This window comes from Flavobacterium sp. DSP2-3-1 (genome assembly GCF_049896865.1).
Lineage (GTDB): Bacteria > Bacteroidota > Bacteroidia > Flavobacteriales > Flavobacteriaceae > Flavobacterium.
Window position 1 is genome coordinate 166793 of record NZ_JAFCVD010000004.1, and the last position, 22688, is coordinate 189480.

23 protein-coding genes and 1 tRNA gene are annotated in these 22688 nt (G+C 33.8%); 18 read left to right on the top strand and 6 right to left on the bottom strand.

Going from position 1 to position 22688, the window contains the following annotated elements:
- Positions 1–405 precede the first annotated feature (405 nt).
- The 14 genes from ACP7AT_RS06340 (at position 406) to ACP7AT_RS06405 (ending at position 16105) form a co-directional block, all read left to right on the top strand.
- Entirely contained in the window at positions 406–1035 is a 630-nt protein-coding gene (locus ACP7AT_RS06340; protein ID WP_426063489.1) for an acyltransferase, read from the top strand.
- 232 nt (positions 1036–1267) lie between these two features.
- Entirely contained in the window at positions 1268–2119 is an 852-nt protein-coding gene (locus tag ACP7AT_RS06345; RefSeq protein WP_426063490.1) for a hypothetical protein, read from the top strand.
- A gap of 21 nt (positions 2120–2140) precedes the next feature.
- Entirely contained in the window at positions 2141–3064 is a 924-nt protein-coding gene (locus ACP7AT_RS06350; protein WP_426063491.1) for a glycosyltransferase family 2 protein, read from the top strand.
- 187 nt (positions 3065–3251) lie between these two features.
- Entirely contained in the window at positions 3252–4421 is a 1170-nt protein-coding gene (locus ACP7AT_RS06355; protein ID WP_426063492.1) for a glycosyltransferase family 4 protein, read from the top strand.
- Positions 4422–5609: an EpsG family protein gene (locus ACP7AT_RS06360; protein WP_426063493.1), complete on the top strand. Its 1188-nt coding sequence runs from the start codon at positions 4422–4424 to the stop codon at positions 5607–5609. It abuts the gene before it with no gap.
- Between the two features lie 18 nt (positions 5610–5627).
- The gene (locus ACP7AT_RS06365) at positions 5628–6365 is read left to right on the top strand and encodes a glycosyltransferase family 2 protein (protein WP_426063494.1); all 738 of its coding nucleotides are present in this window, start codon (positions 5628–5630) and stop codon (positions 6363–6365) included.
- A gap of 312 nt (positions 6366–6677) precedes the next feature.
- On the top strand, positions 6678–7784 hold the full coding sequence (locus ACP7AT_RS06370; RefSeq protein WP_426063495.1) for a glycosyltransferase: 1107 nt from the start codon (positions 6678–6680) through the stop codon (positions 7782–7784).
- Positions 7784–8683 carry an NAD-dependent epimerase/dehydratase family protein gene (locus ACP7AT_RS06375; protein ID WP_426063496.1) on the top strand — a complete coding sequence of 300 codons (900 nt, stop codon included), beginning with the start codon at positions 7784–7786 and terminating at the stop codon, positions 8681–8683. The genes ACP7AT_RS06370 and ACP7AT_RS06375 overlap by 1 nt, the downstream gene beginning before the upstream one ends.
- 116 nt (positions 8684–8799) lie before the next feature.
- The gene (rfbC, locus tag ACP7AT_RS06380; protein WP_426063497.1) at positions 8800–9348 is read left to right on the top strand and encodes a dTDP-4-dehydrorhamnose 3,5-epimerase; all 549 of its coding nucleotides are present in this window, start codon (positions 8800–8802) and stop codon (positions 9346–9348) included.
- 645 nt (positions 9349–9993) lie between these two features.
- A complete protein-coding gene (locus tag ACP7AT_RS06385; RefSeq protein ID WP_426063625.1) occupies positions 9994–10368 on the top strand; it encodes an SDR family oxidoreductase in 375 nt (124 codons plus the stop codon).
- Between the two features lie 357 nt (positions 10369–10725).
- Complete coding sequence (gene rfbB / locus ACP7AT_RS06390) at positions 10726–11772, top strand: dTDP-glucose 4,6-dehydratase (RefSeq protein WP_426063498.1); 1047 nt, start codon at positions 10726–10728, stop codon at positions 11770–11772.
- A 239-nt stretch (positions 11773–12011) separates the two neighbouring features.
- Positions 12012–12878 carry a glucose-1-phosphate thymidylyltransferase RfbA gene (gene rfbA, locus ACP7AT_RS06395; RefSeq protein WP_426063499.1) on the top strand — a complete coding sequence of 289 codons (867 nt, stop codon included), beginning with the start codon at positions 12012–12014 and terminating at the stop codon, positions 12876–12878.
- A gap of 110 nt (positions 12879–12988) precedes the next feature.
- Positions 12989–13942, top strand: coding sequence for a UDP-GlcNAc--UDP-phosphate GlcNAc-1-phosphate transferase (locus ACP7AT_RS06400; protein ID WP_426063501.1), 954 nt, complete (start codon positions 12989–12991; stop codon positions 13940–13942).
- A gap of 228 nt (positions 13943–14170) precedes the next feature.
- Positions 14171–16105 carry a polysaccharide biosynthesis protein gene (locus ACP7AT_RS06405; RefSeq protein ID WP_426063502.1) on the top strand — a complete coding sequence of 645 codons (1935 nt, stop codon included), beginning with the start codon at positions 14171–14173 and terminating at the stop codon, positions 16103–16105.
- A gap of 348 nt (positions 16106–16453) precedes the next feature.
- Here ACP7AT_RS06405 and ACP7AT_RS06410 read toward each other — a convergent pair whose 3' ends face one another.
- Entirely contained in the window at positions 16454–17194 is a 741-nt protein-coding gene (locus ACP7AT_RS06410) for a tyrosine-protein phosphatase (RefSeq protein WP_426063503.1), read from the bottom strand.
- Positions 17195–17481: 287 nt separating this feature from the next.
- Between ACP7AT_RS06410 and ACP7AT_RS06415 the strand changes: the two genes are divergently transcribed.
- On the top strand, positions 17482–18648 hold the full coding sequence (locus tag ACP7AT_RS06415) for an acyl-CoA dehydrogenase family protein (protein WP_426063504.1): 1167 nt from the start codon (positions 17482–17484) through the stop codon (positions 18646–18648).
- 538 nt (positions 18649–19186) lie between these two features.
- Here ACP7AT_RS06415 and ACP7AT_RS06420 read toward each other — a convergent pair.
- Entirely contained in the window at positions 19187–19747 is a 561-nt protein-coding gene (locus ACP7AT_RS06420) for a DUF6642 family protein (protein WP_426063505.1), read from the bottom strand.
- Between the two features lie 439 nt (positions 19748–20186).
- Between ACP7AT_RS06420 and ACP7AT_RS06425 the strand changes: the two genes are divergently transcribed.
- The 3 genes from ACP7AT_RS06425 to ACP7AT_RS06435 are packed head-to-tail and all read left to right on the top strand — an operon-like array spanning position 20187 to position 21364.
- Complete coding sequence (locus tag ACP7AT_RS06425; RefSeq protein WP_426063506.1) at positions 20187–20486, top strand: transposase; 300 nt, start codon at positions 20187–20189, stop codon at positions 20484–20486.
- On the top strand, positions 20483–20962 hold the full coding sequence (locus tag ACP7AT_RS06430; RefSeq protein ID WP_426063507.1) for an IS3 family transposase: 480 nt from the start codon (positions 20483–20485) through the stop codon (positions 20960–20962). Before ACP7AT_RS06425 ends, ACP7AT_RS06430 begins: the two co-directional genes overlap by 4 nt.
- Positions 20963–20965: 3 nt before the next feature.
- Positions 20966–21364 carry a transposase gene (locus ACP7AT_RS06435; RefSeq protein ID WP_426063508.1) on the top strand — a complete coding sequence of 133 codons (399 nt, stop codon included), beginning with the start codon at positions 20966–20968 and terminating at the stop codon, positions 21362–21364.
- Between the two features lie 70 nt (positions 21365–21434).
- On the opposite strand, the gene ACP7AT_RS06440 is transcribed toward ACP7AT_RS06435, so the two are convergent.
- The 4 genes from ACP7AT_RS06440 to ACP7AT_RS06455 form a co-directional block, all read right to left on the bottom strand.
- A complete protein-coding gene (locus tag ACP7AT_RS06440) occupies positions 21435–21563 on the bottom strand; it encodes a hypothetical protein (RefSeq protein ID WP_426063509.1) in 129 nt (42 codons plus the stop codon).
- A 32-nt stretch (positions 21564–21595) separates the two neighbouring features.
- The gene (locus ACP7AT_RS06445; RefSeq protein ID WP_426063510.1) at positions 21596–21985 is read right to left on the bottom strand and encodes a hypothetical protein; all 390 of its coding nucleotides are present in this window, start codon (positions 21983–21985) and stop codon (positions 21596–21598) included.
- A gap of 22 nt (positions 21986–22007) precedes the next feature.
- Entirely contained in the window at positions 22008–22418 is a 411-nt protein-coding gene (locus ACP7AT_RS06450) for a hypothetical protein (RefSeq protein ID WP_426063511.1), read from the bottom strand.
- A gap of 86 nt (positions 22419–22504) precedes the next feature.
- Positions 22505–22581 (bottom strand) — tRNA-Met (locus ACP7AT_RS06455).
- Positions 22582–22688: the final 107 nt, after the last annotated feature.

A 22688-nucleotide genomic window follows, 5' to 3' on the forward strand; every position in this document is an offset into this window, starting at 1 on the left:
ATACATTTTTTGTTCCATTATACTTCACACAAAACACTCGAACTGACGTTTTAAACAATTTTACCCAACTAGTTTACTTATTGTTTTTTTACATTTATGTAAAACTTTTGGTATAGTTTTTTTAGAAAATAGCGATAGATTGTTCTAAGTCAAATATTTTTTTAAAAAGATAAAAGAAAGTTTGATAAATTATTATTGAACTTCATAATATTATGGGTATTATTTAGATTATAAAAACGTAAGATAAATCAGTAATTTTAATAATTTATAAGAAATAAATTATTATATGATTCTGCTCTATTATTTTTATAATTAAAAATATACTTATTTGTAATTAAAAAACACGTGGATAGTAATTTTATTTCATACTATATAAAAGGTGTTTTAATTTAAAAATTTAATAAGATGAAACGATTTGTAAAAAAAATTATAGCAAGAACGCTCTATTTTTTCTCCTATATTTTTTCTCCAGAATTATCTTTAAACTTCTCATTAAGATTTAATCAATTATATTCACTTTGGTTTTTACGGGAATTTAAAATAGTTGGGGAAGGTTTTTTAATTTCGTATCCTTTATATTTACATGGAGGGAAGCATATTTCTGTAGGTGAAGGTTTTTCTTGTCAAAAACGTTTGCATTTACATGCTTTTGAGGAAGTTTTAGGAGATAGATTTGCTCCTGAAATCAAAATAGGAAATTATGTTTCGATACAGCATGATTGCCATATTGGTGCAATCAACAAGATTACAATTGGCAATAATGTATTAATGGCAAGTAAAGTTTATATAAGTGATCATTTTCATGGTGAAATAACAAAAGAAGCTTTATTATTACCACCATCGCTGAGAAAATTGTACAGCAAAGGACCTGTAGTTATTGAAGATAATGTTTGGTTGGGAGAAGGAGTAGTTGTTCTGCCTGGAGTAACTATTGGAGAAAACTCTATAATTGGAGCAAATGCTGTCGTAACTAGATCAATTCCAAGAAATTGTGTCGCTGCAGGAAATCCAGCTCGAATTGTACGAGAAATCTAATAATTTAAAAAAAGAAGAGCTAAATCGTATGAACAATCGAACTGATGATTAAAAAATGCTTGATTAATTGACTTTCTCATTTAATACCTTTATTTTATCTTCTATTTCGTCGAAATGTAAATTACGTCATTGAATAAAAATTGATCTCTATTTTAGACTTGCCGCTTTAAATTGCCATCAAGTGTTCGTTTTTACCAGTCTTATTTTCGCATAAAAAATAATTAATATCTTCATGAAATTAGCAGCAATTGTAGTTGTTTACTACCCTAATTTAAATGATTTAAAAAAAAATATCCTTCGGTATATTGCCGATGTGGATGCATTAATCCTTTGGGACAATACTCCTAACCGTATTTGTGCGCCATTGATAATTGATTTGCCCGGATATGAAGAGAAGATACAACAACTTTCTACCGGAAAAAATGAATTTATTGCTTACCCATTGAATCAGGCGATTGCATGGTGTATCGCAAATCAATATACTCATTTGCTTACTATGGATCAGGATAGTTTATTTGAAGACGGTGGCTTTAAATTATATAAAAACAGGATACAATTAAATTTAGGAAATAATAATGCCATTTATGGTGTCAATCCAAACAGTACGTTTGCTTGTCAGAATGATTTTTTACATACCAGCTGGTGCATAACTTCTGGTTCCATTTACAATGTTAACTTAATACAGGAAATAGGCGGTTTTAGAGAAGATTATAAAATTGACTGTGTGGATAATGAAATTTGTTTCAGAGCGAATTTGAAGGGCTATAAGACAGTAGTGGATACACACTGCCTTTTACATCAAATCTATGGCAATCATCAAAAATCAATTTTTGGTTTTACTACTTTAGGCTATTCGCCTTTCAGGACATACTCCATTTTATGCAACCATATTTTGTTATGGAAGCAATATCCCCAGCAGATTGGAACAGACTTGAAGAACGTAATTGTTAAAGAATATGGGATTTACAGATTTGTAAAAGTATTATTGTCTGAAAATAATAAAATGGATAAATCAATCGCTTTGTTTTATGGTTTTATGGATGGCATTAGGGGAAAAAGAAAAGATAGATTTTGTAAACCCTAATTTCAAATTAAACAGTATTAAATGAAAATTACCGTTTCGATTATAATAGTTAATTACAATACAAAAGATTTGCTGGTTGACTGTATTTATTCCATTTATCAAAAAACGAAGAATCTTGCATTTGAAATACTTGTAGTTGATAATGATTCCCATGATGGTTCAGAAGCTGTGATCAGAAATAAATTCCCGGGAATCAATTTTATTCAAAGCGGTGCGAATATTGGATTTGGACGAGCCAATAATTTAGGAATACAAAAAGCCAAGGGAGAATATATTTTCCTGCTGAATTCGGATACTATTTTAATTAATAATGCGATTGCGATTCTTAGCAACTATTTGGATGCAAACAGTTCCGTAGCGATTTGCGGAGCTAATTTATATGATGCCAATCAAAGGCCTACCGACTCGTATTGTCAATTGATGCCTGGCATATCTACGGATGCGCAAGTTCTTTTGGGAAGTGTTTTTTCAAAGTTTCGGTATGGAATAAATAGTATTTTCAACCATTCTGATCAAAATTTGATTTTAAATGGATATGTCACGGGTGCTGACATGATGATTCGAAAAAAAGTTCTCGAGGAAGTGGGTTCGTTTGATCCGGATTTTTTTATGTATTATGAGGAGACAGAGTTAACCTGGAGAATTAAAAAGCAAGGATATACAGTAGCGTCCGTTCCAAAAGCCAAAATTATTCATCTGGAAGGCGCTTCCGAAACGATTAAAGAAAACACCATGCGCCGCATGATAAAAAGTAAATACATTTACTTTGAGAAAACTGGAAAAAAAGAATGGATATCCGTTTCTTTTTTTCTATTTCTTTTAACGGCATGGACAAGAATCATTCTATTTAAAGTCAGCGGTAATCACGAACGGGTTTCTTATTGGTTATCTTGTCTAAAAGTAAACCAGTATGAATACCATCTCTACCAGAAATGTAAAAAATAATGAATGCTGATTGGAATGTTCAAATAAAAATTCAGATTGAGTCATTTCAAAATGCAATGCTGGCAAATTTTTATTTCAGTCCTGATCAAGCATTAAATTGAAATAAAAATCGGTACCTACTATACTATTTCATTATGCTGCTGATTGAGCGGTCCTAATATAGTTTTAAAGTTTAACTTCGATACTAATGAATATCTTATATATCTGTTCTCCTCCTTTACTGGATTATTCTGCAGAACAAATAAATGATTTGAAACAGCATGTTAATTTGCATGTAATGGTTTGTGTGAGTTTGCATGCGCCTAACCATACCATTTTTAAATTAAAAGAGGGTTTTGTTCTCGACGGAATTTATCCATTCGAAGCGATAAAAGACAAAATTGAAAATGTGAAGTTGTTCGAACATTATTTTGAAGGTTGTCAATCTGTCCATTTTGTCTTTTTTCCTCCAAAAATTGGAATGAGTATCGTAAGGATTACGATGGCGCTGCTCCAACAGCTAAAACGTATTAAACCACAGCTCGTTCATTTTGATGATATATCTGGGCGAATGCTGGCTTTTGCACTACTGCTGAAAAACAGAAAGATTGTATTGAATGTCCACGATCCAGTTGCCCATTCAGGGGAACAAAATGCGGGCTATGTAATCATGCGTAAAATTCTTTTTAGTAAGATTGCTGCTTTCGCCACTTTTTCTGAATATAGCAGACTGTTGTTTGAAAAAGTATTTCATCCCAAAGTACCGGTTGCCGATTTAAGACTGGTTCCGTACTATTGCTATGAGGCATTAGGCACTAAAAAGATACCAGAGATCAATAAGCTACCTAATGAAAAAGTACTTTTGTTCTTTGGAAGACTATCCCCTTACAAAGGAATTGACGAGTTGCTAAGCGCTTTTTCTAAAGTGGTTCAAAACTTCCCGCAGATTAAACTTGTGGTCGCTGGTAAAGGTAATTATTCTTACCATTTACCAGAAGAATTGGTCGGTTCTTCATCGTTGATTACCATCAATCGATTTATAGCTGAAACTGAAATCAAATCATTATTTAAACAAGCCGATGTTTTAATTTGCCCTTACAGAGATGCGACCCAGAGTGGTGTGCTGATGACTGCTGCCGCTTTTGAAACACCCGTAATTGTGTCTAATGTTGGAGCGCTTTCTGAATACATAAACGACGGGGGCAAGGGGTATGTTTATGATTTGAACGATGAAAAAGGGCTGGAAAATTGCCTTGTGCAATTTCTAACGGATTCCCAATCAATAAATACGCTTGCTTTACCTACCGATAATGCAGCTGTTTCGCGAAACAGCCAATTGCTGGTAAATCTGTACACTCAACTTTTAGCAAGGCGTTAAATGATTCCATATATTTTATTTTTCAGTTTCCTATTTATTATTTCATTATTCAATTTAATTAAGATTGAGTCGTTTGAAAAAATAGAGAAATTGCTTTTTTTTATTTTTTGGTTCGTAGTTGTTTTTTTTATAGGGTTTCGTTATAAGATGGCCAATGACTGGTATAATTACAATAACATAATCCGCGGGATCGAACCCTTTTGGGATGTTTTGTCGGGAAATGCCACTAATTTTCAGGGGGAAAAAGGTATTGAATATGGTTTTAAGATTTTAATCTCCCTAATCAATATGGTTTTTAACTCGGAGACAAGCAGTAGTTTGCAAGCGTTGACCGTAATTGTCTCTCTATTTTGTTACACCGTATTGTTTTACGTTACATGGAAAGAAGAAACTGTAACCTATAAATTTTTATTTTTAGCAACTTTCATTTCTTTTACCATGTTTCGGGAATTTGATATTTTAAGGCAGTCCATCGCTTTCTATATTTTCCTATTGAGTATTAAATATATTAATAACAGTTTTTTTAAATATTTCCTTTTAAATGTTTTGGGTTCTTTATTTCATGTCAGCGCACTGATTTTCATACCTCTTTATTTCATTTTTAAAATAAAATTTAGCAGAGTGTTTATCTTGGTTCTTTTTGGGTTGCATTTAATCACAATGATCACCCATTTTTCCTTTGTTACTACCATATTGGAAAGATTAAGTAACTATTTTCCCGAACTGATATTTGCACAAAAATTGTATTTAAATTCAACTACGGTGGAAGCGCAAAGTTCCATTAGTATAGTAGGGCTGCTGTATGCTATATACCTTTTATTGCTGTCTGCTAATTATGAAAAAATTGATTTTAATAATTATAAAATGCGATTTTTTATCAATTCCTTTTTTATTTTCATAATAATCAATATATTCTTCTCGGACTCCAAGGATATAGCAGATCGGTTTTCATATTATTTTTATTTTGGTGTTGCTTTTGTTTTTGTTTATTTAATTAAATTTATCCCAAAGGCACTTTATTTTCCCTATGTATTGTTAATATTAATTTTTCCGACCATTCGTTTTTCCAGAATTATTTCTAACCCTATGACTAAAAGTGTACTAGTGCCATATCGCAATTACTTTTTTGTGACACCTAGTGATGAAGATAATCTTTTGATAAAATGGAAAGAAAAGAATGAAGAATAATAGCATAAAATGAAGAACATGAGAATTTCAGTCTGTATGGCCACCTTTAATGGGGACAAATTTATTAAAGTACAACTAGCAAGTATCCTAAAACAGTTGTCCGAGACGGATGAAATAATCATTTCTGATGATGGTTCTTCTGATGAGACCATCAACATTATATTGGCTTTTTCAGATTCAAGGATCAAACTGGTGCATAATGATTTAAGCCAGCTCCAACCCGCTAAACAAAGTAAATCCTATCAGGTCACCAAAAATTTTGAGAATGCGCTCACCTATGCTACCGGCGATTACATTTTTTTATCCGATCAGGATGATGTTTGGGAAGACAATAAAGTAGAAGATTGTATTTTACTATTAAAAGGTAAAAAGTGTAATCTTGTTGTTCATGATGCCACTGTCGTGGATGAATCTGGTACGGTAATAGCCCCGTCCTATTTTGAAAAAGTAAAATCACAAACAGGTTTTTTTAAAAATATAATCAAAAATTCCTATTTGGGCTGCTGTATGATTTTTGATCGAAATATATTATTGAAGTCGTTGCCATTTCCAAATAATCTTATTGCCCATGATATTTGGATTGGCCTTATTGCAGAAAGAAATGGTAAAGTGGCCTTTCTAGAGAAGAAATTAATTCGATATCAACGTCATAGTGCTGCAGTAACTGCTTCAGGGATGAAAAGTGAAAACAGTTTAAATTTTAAAATAAGCTATCGGGTGGAATTTATTCTTCAATATCTAAGAAGGCTTGTTTAAAACAGAAATAAGGATGATTATTGCTCTATAACATTGTCTTTGACGCTAGCAAACAATATATTTTTTTATTTAGTGAAAAAAATGTAGTTTAAGAAGGAAGGGATTATGAGACAGGTAGCAATTTTGAGGAGTAATAGAGTATAGTGGATGCCAATTGTAAAGAGGAACAACATTTTGAATCGACCCTGTTGCAAATAATAAAAATACAGATTAAAGAGAAAGTTGCAGCGCATTGGAAAGGAAAGACCTCCATCATGAGATTGGGGATACGCCGAATGAGGAAATAGTAATAAAAAATAGTTACCATACGTAATGAAAATATTGAACATCGTTAAATATTATGATCCCTGTCAGGGTGGGATGGAATCAGTGGTTAAAAATATAGTTGAAGGTGTTGTTGCTATTTCAGATGCATCTGACTTTACGGTTTATTCCAACAATCATTTGAGGAATTTTAGTAAGGACACTAAACGATATGATAGGATTAAAGTGATCAAAGAAGCGACCCCTTTTTACTTGAAAAGCCAGCCACTTAATTTAAGATATCCCTCCTTAAAAAAATTAATACAGGATCACGATGTGATTCATCATCATTATCCTTTTCCGACGATGGAGTTCACTTTACTGCGGTATTTGAAAAACATGGCTAATAAAAAATTTATAATTACTTGGCATGCCAATATTAAAAACTCTAGATGGAGCTGGATTGAAAAGATGTATAATCCAATGACTGAAAAATTACTGGAAAGAGCGGATGCAATAGTGGTAACATCACCACAACTTTTTGAAGCATCTGATATCTTACAAAGATACAAACAGAAAGTTACCGTTATTCCATTGAGTTTTGATCCCAAATATTCCTTTTCTCAAAGTAAAAAATATCCTGAAAACCGATGTTTTCAGTTGCTTTTTGTTGGTAAATTGAGGAAATACAAAGGCGTTGAATACTTAATAAAAGCAATCGAGACTTTAAATGTAAAACTGACTGTTATTGGTAATGGGGAAGAGCAGGCTAATTTGGAAGAATTAGTAGATGCCTTAAGGATCAGGGATAAAGTTTGTTTTATTGCCAATGCCAGTGACGAAAAATTAGCGCAAGTGTACCATTCTTCTGATTTGTTTATTTTGCCGAGCATTAATGAAGCGGAAGCTTTCGGCGTAGTGCAATTGGAAGCAATGGCAAATGGTTTACCGGTTATCAATACCCGTTTAGATTCAGGAGTTCCTTTTGTTTCCACAGATGATTATTCGGGAATTACAGTGGCACCAAAAAATTCAGCAGCTTTACAAAAGGCGATAGAAAAAATAATTAACAATAAACCATTGTATGAATTTTTTTCTTCAAATGCACTAGATAGGGTGAAACTATTTTCCAGGGAGAAAATGTCAGAAGCCTATTTACGTTTATATACAAATTAATGCGTAATTCAATTATAATTACAGGCGCTTCGGGATTTGTCGGATATAATCTTCAAGAGTATTTGAAAGATGCACATGATGTCCATGCTATGAGAGTACGTTATGTGGCCAATCAGCGATTTGATTTGGCCTGCGATGCCATTATTCATCTGGCCGGCAAAGCACACGATTTAAAAAAGGTGTCTAATCCAACGGATTATTACGAAGCTAATTTTGAGTTAACCAAACAATTGTTCGATTCGTTTTTAGCATCAACAGCTTCTGTTTTTATATTTATGAGTACTGTAAAAGCGGTAGCAGATGCCATCGACGGAATCCTAACGGAAGAAGCAATGCCAAATCCTAAAACCCATTACGGGATAGCCAAACTGCAGGCCGAACAATATCTTTTATCTCAGGAATTACCGAATGGGAAAAGAGTTTATATCCTTAGACCTTGTATGATTCATGGTCCGGGAAACAAAGGGAATTTGAATTTATTGTATCAGTTGGTTTCTAAAAGATTGCCATGGCCTTTGGGCGATTTTAAAAACGAACGTTCTTTTTTGAGTATTGAAAATCTTTGTTTTGTAGTTCAAGAATTATTAGAAAATGCGATGATACCCTCCGGAATTTATCAGGTTTCGGATGATATAGCATTATCGACCAACGAGCTTATTACTTTATTAGGGAGTAGTTTAGGCGAACAAAGCAGAATTATAGCTATCCCATCTCCTTGGATAAAAGGCATCGCCAAATTGGGAGATCACTTGCACTTACCCCTTAATACGGAACGTTTGAAAAAACTGACTGAAAATTATGTCGTAAGTAATAAAAAAATTATTAAAGCGATAGGAAAGCCTTTGCCTATTGCCTCAAAAGAAGGTTTACTTAAAACATTTACTTCCTTTAAAAAATAAATTTTTGTTTTGGTCTCAACTTTGCCTCACCTGACAAAAAAAAACATAACTAGAGGCCATTTGTATTCAATTATAAAACAAAGTCCTCTTCAATATTAAATGTTAATTAAATAAAAATGATTTTCGAAAAAACCCCAATACACGATTTAATCCTAATCACGCCAACTGTTTTTGAAGATTCGCGCGGGTATTTCTTCGAAGCTTACAATCGAGCCAGATTTTTAGAAAATGGGATAGATTATGAATTTATACAAGACAATCAGTCCTTCTCTACCAAAGGAGTAATTCGAGGTTTGCATTTGCAAATTAATCCTTTTGCACAGGCTAAATTAGTACGTGTGTTGCAAGGAGAAATTCTCGATGTAGCGGTAGATTTAAGAAAAAATTCAAGTACTTACGGGCAGCATTTTAGCGTAGTTTTGAGTGCCGAAAATAAAAAACAATTAATGGTGCCTCATGGGTTTGCGCATGGTTTTTCGGTTTTGAGTGACACAGCTTCCGTGCTGTATAAAGTTGATGGTGCGTATGATAAAAATAGTGAAAGAGGTATCCGCTATGATGATCGTACTTTGGCCATTGATTGGCAATTGCTTCCGGATGAAGTACTTGTTTCTGATAAGGATTTGATATTGCCGGAATTTGATTCCATTGACTGGGAGTTTTAAACGTTTAACCGCAAAGTTCTTAAAAGGCACAAAGTTTTTGTGTTAGCAAAGTCTTTCTAAGAGTTTAACGTTCAAAGTTTATAAAAGTATAAAGTTTAAAGTTTCAAGTTGTCTGTACTATTGATAATTGAATTGCAAAGTTCACAAAGAAGATGTGGAGTATTCTAAATTATATGACTGGAAGTGTTCAGTGTTTAGTCGTAAAAATTGCAATTCAGACTGTTGAATTTCACCGTAATCTGAATCCATATTTAAAAAAAAAATACAAATCGTTTGTGCATCAAACTATTGCTACAGTATAAAATACACTTGAAATCCTAATGCTTGAGTGCAAAAAAAAATAAAATAAAAAAAATTTTAGTAACCGGATCGAAAGAACAGTTAAGTTCTGAATTAACCCGGTAGTCAAAAATATATTCACAATTTGAATGGATTATTACAGACCGTCAAGAGTTGGATTTGTGTAATTTAGAACAGTTAGCAAAGCAATTGAATTTTCTTAATTCTTAGATTATTATCAATTGTGCCGCACACACTGCAGTGGACAAATTCGAAACCGAAGTTGAATTGGCTGATATGCGCAATCATCAATCAATAGCGGTTCTTGCAAAATGGAGCCATGGCAACTTGTGTTAACTGATACACATACCTACTGATTATGTTTTAGACGGAACGACAGCCACCGCATTAAACGAAAATGAACCAACGAAACCCATTAATGTATATGGTGTCACCAAATTAGCGGGTGAAAAAGCATGCTTACAACAAAATCCGGATGCGATTATAATCCGCACCTCTTGGGTTTATTCCAGTGTTGGCGCTAATTTTGTCAAAACAATGTCAAAATTGATACAAGAGCGTGATCATCTGAATGTTGTAGCTGATCAGATAGGTAGTCCTACTTATGCCGGCGATTTGACACAAGCGATCATGACTACTGACACACACACGATAATTGTCAGTCCGGGATTTATAATTTTTCTAATGAGGGCGGAATCAGTTGGTATTAATTTGCTTTAGCGATACAGGAAATTGGTGGTTTTGACTGCGAAATTAACGGAATTCCCACCGTTAATTATCCAGCACCGGCAAAACGACCAGCCCTTTCTTTATTGGATAAAAGCAAAATAAAAAATACGTTCGGGCTTTCCGTGACTGAATATTAAGTTAGTTTAGAGAAATGTATAATGTTGTTGAGTAGTTAGAAGCGATTAGTTGTTTGAAAATGATAAACAATGAGAGGAGATCACGCTTGCAATTTTCCTTTCGCTCCAGCAGCAAACATAGCTGAAAAAAGGACGTTCCTTTTTAATGTGATTTAAGAGTTAACAAAAAAAGTTAGTACGTTTTTAAAACTAATTAAAACATAAAAATAAAATGAAAAAAATAGTAATCACCGGTGGTGCCGGTTTTATAGGGTCTCATGTGGTACGACTTTTTGTAAACAAGTATCCACATTATCAAATTTTTAATTTGGATGCGCTTACTTATGCCGGAAATCTAGAGAATATAGTTGACATCGAAGCAGCTCCCAATTATACTTTTATCAAAGGGGATATTGTTGATGCCGCTTTTATTGATCAATTGTTTGCGGAACATCAATTTGATGGTGTTTTGCATTTAGCAGCTGAATCACATGTAGATCGTTCCATAACGGATCCGCTTTCTTTTGTAAAAACAAACGTGATTGGAACGATGAATTTGTTGAATGCCGCCAAAGCAACTTGGCAAGGCAATTATGAAGGAAAGCGTTTTTACCATATCAGTACTGATGAGGTTTATGGTAGTTTGGGTGCCGAAGGACTCTTTACAGAAACAACTGCTTATGATCCTAATTCCCCGTACTCTGCCTCTAAAGCGAGTTCAGACCACTTTGTAAGAGCGTATGGTGAAACGTACGGTTTGCCTTATGTGTTGACCAATTGTTCCAATAATTATGGCCCTTTTCATTTTCCGGAAAAATTAGTTCCTTTGTTTATCAATAACATTATCCAGAATAAACCTTTACCGGTTTATGGTGATGGAAAATATACCCGCGACTGGCTTTTTGTTGAGGATCATGCTGTAGCGATTGATTTGGTATTCCATGAGGGAAAAAACCACGATACTTATAATATTGGCGGTTTTAATGAATGGCAGAATATCGATTTGGTCAAATTGCTTTGCAAAATAATGGATGACAAATTAGGAAGAGCCCAAGGAACTTCAGAACAGTTAATTGCGTATGTTAAGGACCGCCCTGGCCATGATTTGCGCTACGCTATTGACGCCAGTAAAATCAATACAGAATTGGGATGGAAGCCTTCGGTTACTTTTGAGCAAGGTTTGGAAAAAACGGTTAACTGGTATTTGGAAAATCAAACCTGGTTGAATAATATCACTTCTGGGGAGTATGCAACTTATTACGAGAAACAGTACAATTAGTTTTCAATAATCAACTTTTACAAGTTAGTTTTGAGTGATTGATGTTCAGTAGTGAGTTGTCAATAAATTTTTGAGAATTCAAATTTTAGGTAATGAGAAACATACTAATCAAAGTTCAGAGTCAAAACACCATAATCATATTAATATGAAATCGGCATTAAAAATGAGTTTGTGCAAGCAAACACCAATGCCTAAATAGCGATAGCGAAAATGATTAATAAATAATAAATTTAACATTTATGAAAGGAATTATTTTAGCCGGAGGTTCCGGAACCCGTTTGCATCCATTGACTTTAGCGATGAGTAAACAAATGATGCCAGTGTATGACAAACCGATGATTTACTATCCGTTATCCACTTTGATGATGGCAGGAATTAACGAAATATTAATTATTTCTACGCCTCACGATTTGCCTAATTTTAAAAAGTTATTAGGTGATGGATCCTCTATTGGGTGTCATTTTAGCTATGCGGAACAGGCTTTGCCTAATGGTCTGGCGCAGGCATTTGTTATTGGGGAAGAATTTATAGGTTCTGACAGTGTAGCATTGGTTCTTGGGGACAATATTTTCTTTGGTTCTAATATGGATGAATTGTTGCAATCCAACACGAATCCAGATGGTGGAGTGGTATTCGCCTATCACGTTTCGGATCCGGAACGGTACGGTGTGGTTGAATTTGATGCGGATTTTAAGGCACTTTCAATCGAAGAAAAACCACTGGAGCCTAAATCCAATTATGCCGTACCGGGACTTTATTTTTATGACAATTCAGTTGTTGAAATTGCCAAGAATATTCAACCAAGTGCGCGTGGGGAATATGAAATCACAGATGTCAACAAAGTTTATTTAGAAAAAGGGGCATTGAAAGTTGGGATTTTAAGCAGAGGTACAGCCTGGTTAGATACCGGAACTTTTAATAGTTTGATGCAAGCCGGACAATTTGTTCAGGTAATCGAAGAACGTCAGGGACTTAAAGTAGGCTGTATCGAAGAGATTGCATGGAGACAAGGTTTCATTACAGAGCAACAGTTGAAAGATTTGGCAGAACCATTAAAGAAATCCGGTTACGGAGAGTATCTTTTGGGATTATTGAAAAACAAATAATAAAACAAGCAGACTAGAATTTGTTGTATTTTAAATGCCTTAATTTTAAGGTGTTTGATTCTTAATATCTTCTACTTTACCTGCCTTCACTACACTACTTCTCATTGAAAATGGAATACATTCTACTGATTCTTTTATTTGTAAGCATAGAACTTCTTTATTTTAAAATAGCAGAGGCATGTCACATTATTGATAAACCCAATACCAGATCGTCACATACGGCTGTCACTTTGAGAGGTGGCGGTATCATTTTTCCTATTGCGACATTTATCGCATTTTTTATGGGATATGTTTCCTGGCCCTTGACTGCTGCAGTTGTATTAGTGGGCGTGGTCAGTTTTATCGATGACATGAGACCGCTACCACAGCTGCCTCGATTTTTAGCACACCTTATTGCTGTCGGATTGGTTTTTTTTGAACTCAATTTGTTTTACCAGCCTTTATGGATCTTGCCCATTTTACTCGTATTGATGATCGGCTGGGTTAACGCTTTTAATTTCATGGACGGCATCAATGGAATAACAGTTTTGTATGCAATGGCAGCACTACTCAGTTTTTCTTTTTTGCCCATTCACAGTGCCCATTTGCCCTTATTGCTAACGATGGGATTAGCTTGTATTGCTTTCGGAATTTTTAATGTTCGGAATAAAGCGAAAACCTTTGCAGGTGATGTGGGAAGTATTAGTATGGCGTTGTTTTTAGGGTATTTTATGATAAAAACTATATTTGTCACCGGACAAGTGGGGTATATTCTTTTCTTCTCCGTTTATGGTATTGATGCTGTTGTCACGATTGTCAGCCGATTGATGAAGAAAGAAAACATATTTCAACCGCATCGTTCTCATCTGTACCAATATCTTGCCAATGAAATGGGACACTATCAAATTGTAGTGGCTTTTATTTATGCGGTACTGCAACTGGTTATTAATGGACTAGTTGTTTATATGGATGCCAGAGGACAATTATCTTTGTCATTTGTTCTTATAATTTTAGCAGTTTTGACCTTGCTTTATATCCTTATCCGTTCGTTCGTTCATCGGAAAATGATTCTTAGAAAGTCGTAAACAATTGTCTCTTGTCATATTTTTTTCAATTAGTTTAATATTCTTTTTGACATTTGTTTTAATATTATTATAAAATCGGTGAATTACCAGCGTATTTCTAAGTTTACGACTAGTTAGTTTTAATTTTGTTTCCTTTTTGTAATCAAGTTGAAAAACTATTTCTATATTACCAGCACAACCTTTTAAAATACTATTTTGAGTACTATTAAAAACACAAACTCATCCGTTATGAAACCAAATTTTTTATCCAGAGAAAATTTGAAATTTAGCCTGTCTAATTTAAGTTATTTGCCCAGATGGATCGTCGTACTGATCGATGTCATAGTGTTAGTATTGTCTTGTTTTCTTACCATTATGCTTTTTAGGGGAACAGGATTAAATTTTGTTATTACACCAAATCCCATTAAATTCTTGTTTCTTTTTTTTGGGGTGAATATTTTCTTTTTTTGGATTTTTAGAACGTATTCCGGAATTATTCGTCATTCTTCCTATATTGACGCTGTAAAGATTTTGTTTTCTCAACTTGGAGTACTCTTCGTGTTTTTGCTTTTTAACTTCACGTACGAATTTTTCTTTGGTGTAAAAGCGTTTTTAAATACCGCGTTGTTCATCAATATTGTATTTTCTTTTTGCGGATTATTTTTATACCGTATTTTAATCAAACAGTTATTTGAATTTTTTTTCTCTGTCAAAGGAACCAATAAATTAATAAGAGCAATCATTTACGGTACAGATGCCAATGCTATTTCGGTTGCGAATGCCTTAAAATTTGAAACTCCCACCCGATTTAAAATTGTTGGATTTGTAGATAAAAACAATCAAAATACGGCTAAGCGTATTATGGACCTGCCGATTTTGTTCAAAAAGAAAAAATTACCCCCGTTGATGCGCTCCATTAATGCTCAGGCCGTAATTATTGCAGATAAAAGTTTATCAAAAGAAGAACAATTGCTTATTGTAGATCAATGTTTAGAGTTTAATTACAGCGTTTATACTGTGCCATTGATTTCCGATTGGGAAAATCAAAAAGAGATTTCTCAAAAAATAAAAACGATTCAAATTGAGGATTTGCTGGAAAGAAAACCGATACTTTTGGATAGTAAATTAATTTCAAAACAACTTAAAGATAAGGTCATTTTAATCAGTGGTGCGGCAGGATCTATTGGAAGTGAAATCGTACGGCAGGTAATCAGCTTTAATCCCAAAACAATACTTATTTTGGATCATGCCGAAACGCCCCTGCATCATTTATCTTTAGAAATACAAAGTCATATTTCCTCTACTACCATAGTCACCATTATTGCTGATGTAAGAAATAAAGAAGTATTAAACAGTATTTTTAAAACCCACTTGCCTCAGGTTGTCTATCATGCAGCGGCATATAAACATGTGCCTTTGATGGAAGAAAATCCTTCACAAGCGATTCTTACCAATATTGAGGGAACCAAAAATCTCGCCGATTTATCGTGCTTGTATAAAGTCAAAAAATTTGTAATGATTTCCACTGATAAAGCTGTGAACCCCAGTAACGTGATGGGTGCCAGCAAGCGAATCGCCGAAAAGTATGTGCAATCCCTGCAATTCAAAAATGCGAATGACGGAGAAAAAAAGACTACTAAATTTATTACGACACGATTTGGAAATGTATTGGGGTCGAATGGTTCCGTAGTTCCTTTGTTTACAAAGCAAATTGCCAGAGGCGGCCCTATTACCATTACGCATCCTGATATTATCCGGTATTTTATGACTATTCCTGAAGCATGTCAATTGGTTTTGGAAGCTGGAGCTATGGGTAATGGAGGAGAGATTTATATTTTTGATATGGGTAAACCCGTCAAAATTATTGACTTGGCGAGAAAAATGATAAAACTGGCCGGTTTTACACCTGAAAAAGACATCAAAATAGCCATAGTCGGATTGAGACCAGGGGAAAAATTATATGAAGAATTGTTGAATAATACTTCAAAAACCCTACCCACGTATCACGAAAAAATTATGATAGCGGAGGAGGTTTTAGATGATTTTAATCTATTAAATCATGCTATATATGAACTTATTGTGTCAGCCAATCAATTTGACAATGACCGAATGGTCGCCCAAATGAAGCAAATTGTACCTGAGTTTAAGAGTATGAATTCTACTTTTGAATTATTGGATAAGTAGAATTTTATTTAGGAATGTTGCACCAGAAAGGTTGTAAAGTATAGGTGCTTTACAACCTTTTTTTATGGTATTAATAGTAGTTCAGACCGGAGTTTTAGCAGGTTTTATTCTTCAAATTTTTCGCAACGAATTTCACGAATTTATACGAATGTGAGAGGTTGTATTTGCTGTTTTTAAAAAGCTCTTTAAAAAGTAGTTTTGGATTTAGTAATTCATGTGGTACTCCTCCGTTTTATAAAAAAGATTTCTTTTCGTTTTGATCCAAGTTTTAAACAGATTTAAAAAGGTAGCTGATATCGGTTTGGAAAGGGTCAAACTTACTTTTAAAATCATTAGGTCTACTTTAATTTATCCAAATTTAAAAAACTGATTGTTCGCTATCGCTTCTTTCAACGGAGTTATGTCTTTGATGGCTACTTTTTGATCAAAGGCAGCGATGTGGTTGTCATGATGCACATCCGTTCCTACATAAGTGTACATCCCTTTTTGCAACAATTCTTCTGCTATTTTAGTAATAGCACCGCCATAATACCCCACAGTGGATAATAGGTTGAGTTGGAACAGACAACCTGCTCTTTTTAATTTTACGTATTCATTAAAATTACTGTGGTAGAAAAGGTAGCGTTCAGGATGTGCCAATACCGGTATGTATCCGGCTACCTGCAAATCGAAAAGTATCGAGTATAATTGGATTGGTGCATTGATGTACGACATTTCCACCAGCACATATTTGTCTTTTAGGGTCAATAAATCACCCGATTGAAAAAGACGAACAAATTGATCATCCATTAAATACTCGGCCGCTGCTTTGAAGGGAACTGTTATTGCATTTTTTTTTAATTCAGCCAATGTGCTTGCTCTCTTGGCGAGAATTTGTTCGTGAGTATTGTCCCAAACATGTTGTATAATGTGTGGTGTGGTGATAAATTCGGAAATACCGAATCCCTGCAGTGCTTTTATCAGTCGGAGCGTATCTTCAAATATTCTGGCGCCATCATCAATTCCGGGTAACAAGTGGGAATGGATGTCAATATGATGATCCGGAATTAAGTCTTTCAGTACAGATTTTGATTTGAATAGTGAAAACATGGTACAAAAGTAGCAAAAAGTTTTTAGTATTTAGATTTTGTTTGGTGTCAGCTTTTTGACCACCGTGATTGAAAAGGTGTTGGTATTTCAGAGAAGTCTAGCAGCTTTTTTAATTGGATTGTGATTCAGTAACTTATGATTAGTTTACTGACACGTTTTTGAATCCAAAATTTATGTAACTTTAGATAGCGAAATCTTTTTCAAGATGCAAATTGGGAATTACTTTTTTTAATTTTTCCAATATCAGCATCAGTTCAAGTATTTTATAAACTAAAAACTGTATTAAAATGCTACAAAATATAGTAATGGAACGAAAAATTTATGCCTCCGAAGAGCATAAAATGATGCAAGAAATGATTCAAGAATTCATTTCGAATGATATTATAGATCATTTAGATGAATGGGAGAAAAATGGGATGGTATCCCGTGAAATATGGAAACGAGCGGGGGAATTAGGATTGTTGTGTATGGATATGCCTGAAGAATATGGGGGAGGTGGATTGGATTTTACATTTAATGCTTTGTTAATTGAAGCGTTTGCCAAAAAAGGAATAACCGGTCCTGGATTTTCATTGCACTCCGACATTGTAGCGCCTTATTTATTGTATTATGGAACCGAGTCACAAAAACAAAAATATTTGCCGTTGATGGCCAAAGGAGAAATTATTACTGCAATAGGAATGACCGAACCTAGTTGCGGGAGTGATTTGAAAGCCCTTCGAACAACGGCAGAAGATAAAGGAGATCACTACTTGGTAAATGGTCAAAAAACATTTATCACCAATGGATTTATGTGTGATATGGCTGTCGTGGCTGTCAAAACCAATCATAATTCGGATGAGGAGGGTGTTACGTTACTTATTTTAGAATCAACAATGGAAGGCTTTCATAAAGGAGTTCCCTTCAAAAAGATTGGAATGAAATCACAAGATACGTGCGCGTTGTTTTTTGATAATGTCAAAGTTCCAAAGGAGAACAGGCTGGGAGATGAAAAAGCAGGATTCAAAATTATGATGCGGGAACTGGCTCGAGAGCGACTTACTGTTGGTATTACGGCGGTTGCTACCGCTGAAGGTGCTATCGAAAATACTATAAGCTATACCAAGCAACGAACCGCTTTTGAGAGCCCTATTTCCGGATTTCAAAACACCCAATTTAAACTTGCGGAATGTGCTACCCAACTTCAAATACATCAGGCTTTTTTAGATCGATGTATCGAATTATTAGTAGATCATAAATTGACAACAGAAAGTGCTTCGATGATTAAATATTCGGCAACCGACATGTGCGGGAAGGTCGTCGATGAATGTTTGCAATTGTATGGTGGTTATGGCTATATGTGGGACTATCCAATTGCTCGTATGTATGCTGATAACCGTGTGGCACGTATTTATGCCGGAACAAATGAAATTATGAAAATAGTCATTGCTCGCGGATTGTTTAAAGATCTGTGATGAGTAAATTGATGTTTTATAATAAACAAGATTCTTGGTTGGCGAGAAGGGCTCAAATAAGGAAGGAGCAATGATTCAAAAAAAATAAATTAATAATCTCCGTTAGAACCAATGTTACTGGCGGAATGTAAAGATTACATTGTGACCAGCTTGAAGATTATTCGTGTAAATAATTAGGCGAAATATTTGATAAACACTTTTGCAAATCTACATCAATGAAAATAGACAAATAGACTGGATATGATCCGTTAAAAAAAGAGTTTGATTTGAAACAGATAATAAGTGACAAAGGCAAATCTTGAAAAGAATTAAACACTACAATTTATCGTGTGAAATCTTGGTTGAGAAGTACTTTTTCTTAAGTTCATAAAGTGCATTTTCAGAAGTATGTAGACGAGTTTAGTGACCGTATTGATAGGTCAATTTACAAGGAAAACATATTTGACCTACTTATAAACAGAGTTGTGAATACTCAAAAAGTTTTATATTAATACATTCTAATAAGCGTACACCTCAATAAAAAATAATACTAGTTCTGCTAATAATACAATCTAAAATCGAGAAGTTTGCAAAGAGCATAGTTTTTTTGATGTAATTCTTCTACAATTTCTTTGATGTCATCTTGTTCTTCAAACAAGCTGAAAAAAAGTTTATCAAGGGAACTGCTGGATATGTTTTGGTGGGAAGCCCCATAACCGGAAACTGCGCGTGCTCCTGTAACATCTAAAAAATATTGAGCCTCATCTGGGCTTAAGTCCAATACTTTTGCGTTTGCAAAATGCAGAATTTTTCCTTTCATTTTTCCTTCAAAAAGTTCGGCTATTTCTTCTAAGCTATAATAATATTCATTCAGGCAAATAGTATTTCCTTCGCCTTTCACTACGAAGTAAATGATTTCATAATTGGTAAAATTATGGTCTTCATAAAGCAGAGAATTTAAACTTTCTTCTAATCCTTCAATAGAATCACATGTTTTGTAAATGCTTGTAATACCTCGTTCAAAAGCTAGTTGCTCTAAGTTTTTGACCACTTCAGTTGTCTTATTTGTGTCTACATCAGGAACTGCTTCAAGGCAGAAAATAAAGGTGTCAGAATCCATGAAATTTAGTTTATTGAGATGATTTAATACGAACAATTATTTTTTTGAAATACAAAACCCTAATTTATAACATATTTTAAAGGATAAAAACAAATAACGTTTATTCTAAAACTTAGTATGATTTATGCAGATTACTTATTTGCCGACTTTATAATTTCATTTTGTAAAATTACTGCAGAATAAAATTCGTTGTTAATATTTAATAATAAATAGTTGTTAACGGATTGCTGATTTATTTGTTTTAAAAATAAAAAATAATTCTGTAGGCGAGGATAATTTTAATATAATAATGCCTCCGCCAAATTGATTGTCCATAATTTAATTTCGGAATAGTACTTATAAAGTAGTACTTTCAGAAAAAGTTACTATTGTGTTGCGTCCTGGACATGCTAATCTTACCCTCATAAAAAGTTAAGAATAAAAACCTTAATTTTAATTTATGAAAAGGACGCTAAAAATTTACGACCGAGTTTTTACAGAGAAAGCGGTTCAATTGAGTTATGAAAGGCATAACATTTCAGAATTAGCTAGAGAAATGGATATTGCTGCTCCACAATTGTATAAGTGGAGAAAAGAGTATGAAGAGTTTGGGCAAGGAATTTTAGCAGGCAAATGCAATGCCAAGTTAATACCAGAACAGGAGCGGATTGCAGAGCTTGAAAGAAAACTCACAGATGAGGAATTAGAAAGAGATATATTAAAAAAAGTAATAGGCATCTTTTCCAAAAACGGTCGATGATTTATACTTTCATCAGAAACAATGAAAAGATATTTCCGATTGAAAAAATGTGCAAAGTATTACAAGTTGGTCAAAGAAGTTATTATCCATGGAAAAATGGGGCTATTTCGGATAGAAAAGAAAGAGCTGAGCTGGTTAAAGAAAAAATAACTTCCATTTATTTTGATTTAAAACAAAGATATGGAAGTCCGAGAATGACGGGAGAGTTGGCTTCTTTGGGTAATAATATATCAAGAGTTAGCGTTGCCAAATATATGAATCAACTCGGTTTACGAAGCAAATTAAGCAAGAAATTTAAGGTTACAATCAACTCAAAGCATAAGTATTTAATTGTGCCAAATGTTTTGAATAGAGAATTTTCAGTTACAGAACCGTCAAAAGTTTGGGTGTCGGACATTACATATATTAAAGTAAAAGAAGGATTTATATATTTAACAACCATTTTAGACCTCTATGACAGAAAAATTATTGGCTAGAGTTTGAGTAATGGAATTAGCATAGAGGAAACTTCGTTGGCAGCTCAGAGAATGGCTATTAAAAACAGATGTGCTGAAAAATCATTACTATTTCATTCTGACCGAGGAATTCAATATGCTAGTAAAAAGTTTACCAATGTAATTGATTCCTATAAAATGATTACAAGAAGCATGAGTAGAAAAGGGAATTGTTGGGACAATGCAGTAGCTGAGAGCTTTTTTAAGACTTTGAAAACAGAACAAATTTATGGAAATAAACTTATATCAAAAGAACAGATGGAACGAGATATATTTGAATTTATTGAAATTTGGTACAATAGAAAAAGAAGGCATTCAGCTCTAGACTACAAGACAATTGAAGAATTTTGGAAACAGAAAAATAATTTTAAAAATGTTGCTTAACTAATACTGCGGGTTTTATTTGCATATCCAGTATTCCATTTTTACTCAAAACACTTTGGTAATTATTAGCTCAATATTGTAATCCTCTATCTGAGTGATGAATTAACGGCATTTTTTTGTTTTTTCTTTGTCTTATCGCCATTTTTAGAGGCATAACACTACTCTCTGTATTCATATTGTCTGGCACATAATATCCCATTATCTTCTTAGAATAAGCATCGGTAACAATGCTTAAATAACGTGGCTTGTCTCTTGTCCAATGTAGGTTATGTCGAAGACCCAGACTTGTTCGGGTCTGTTAATTTCTAAATCAAGAATATAATTTTGGTGTTTTCTAAATCGATGATGAGAGTTTGTAGTTATATGATAACTCCGTTTGGGTTGTATCAATAAATGATTAGCTCTAAGAATATCAAATAGTTTATCCCTTCCAATATTCATTAATTGAAACTTATTTAATAAAATATGATAAGACTTTTTTGTTCCTAATCTTGGCATGCTCTTTCTGATTTCAAGAACCATCGAAACCACTTCAATAGCTTTGGCTTCTTTGATGGTTTTTCTTTTAATTCTTCGATAATAAACCTGTCTGTCTATCCCGAACAAATTACAGACGAACATTATTGTTTGCTGTTCTTTTTGTCTAAAATGGTCTATCGTCCGGGGGAGAGTTTTTTCGTATATCAATTTTATATTCTTCTTCAGCGATATCGATCATCATATCAAAAATTATAGCTTTTTTATCGGCAACAAAAGCTTGTTGTTCCAAAAATGACTTCTGTTTCTCTAGAAGTTTTACTTTGGTTTCAAGCTCCATTATCTTCTGTTCCGGAGACTTTGTCATATTAAAAGGTATTTGATTTTCCCAATCAAAGTTACCAAATTTTCTTAGCCATTGTACAACGGTCTTTCTACATTGAATACCATATTTCTTTGTAGCTTCTGTACTTGTAAGTTGTCGTCGTTCTATTTCTTGAACAATTTGTAATGTAAAAGAAATTGTGTAGTCTTTTTGGGTGTGCTTATCATAGCGACTTTCTTCATGTTTTTCCATTAGGATATTTTTTGTGTATCGCTATTTCAGGACGGGACATTTAGACATAAAAAAACCCTAACATATTGATGTTAGGGTTTTTGCTTTGGTAGCGAGACCGAGATTTGAACTCGGGACCTCAGGGTTATGAATCCTGCGCTCTAACCAACTGAGCTATCTCGCCATTGTTAGGGTGGTAAGCCAGCCCTGAATGCGGGTGCAAATATAAAAATAATATTAGAGCTTGCAAGCATATTTTTAATAAAAAAAAATATTTTTCAAAACACTTTT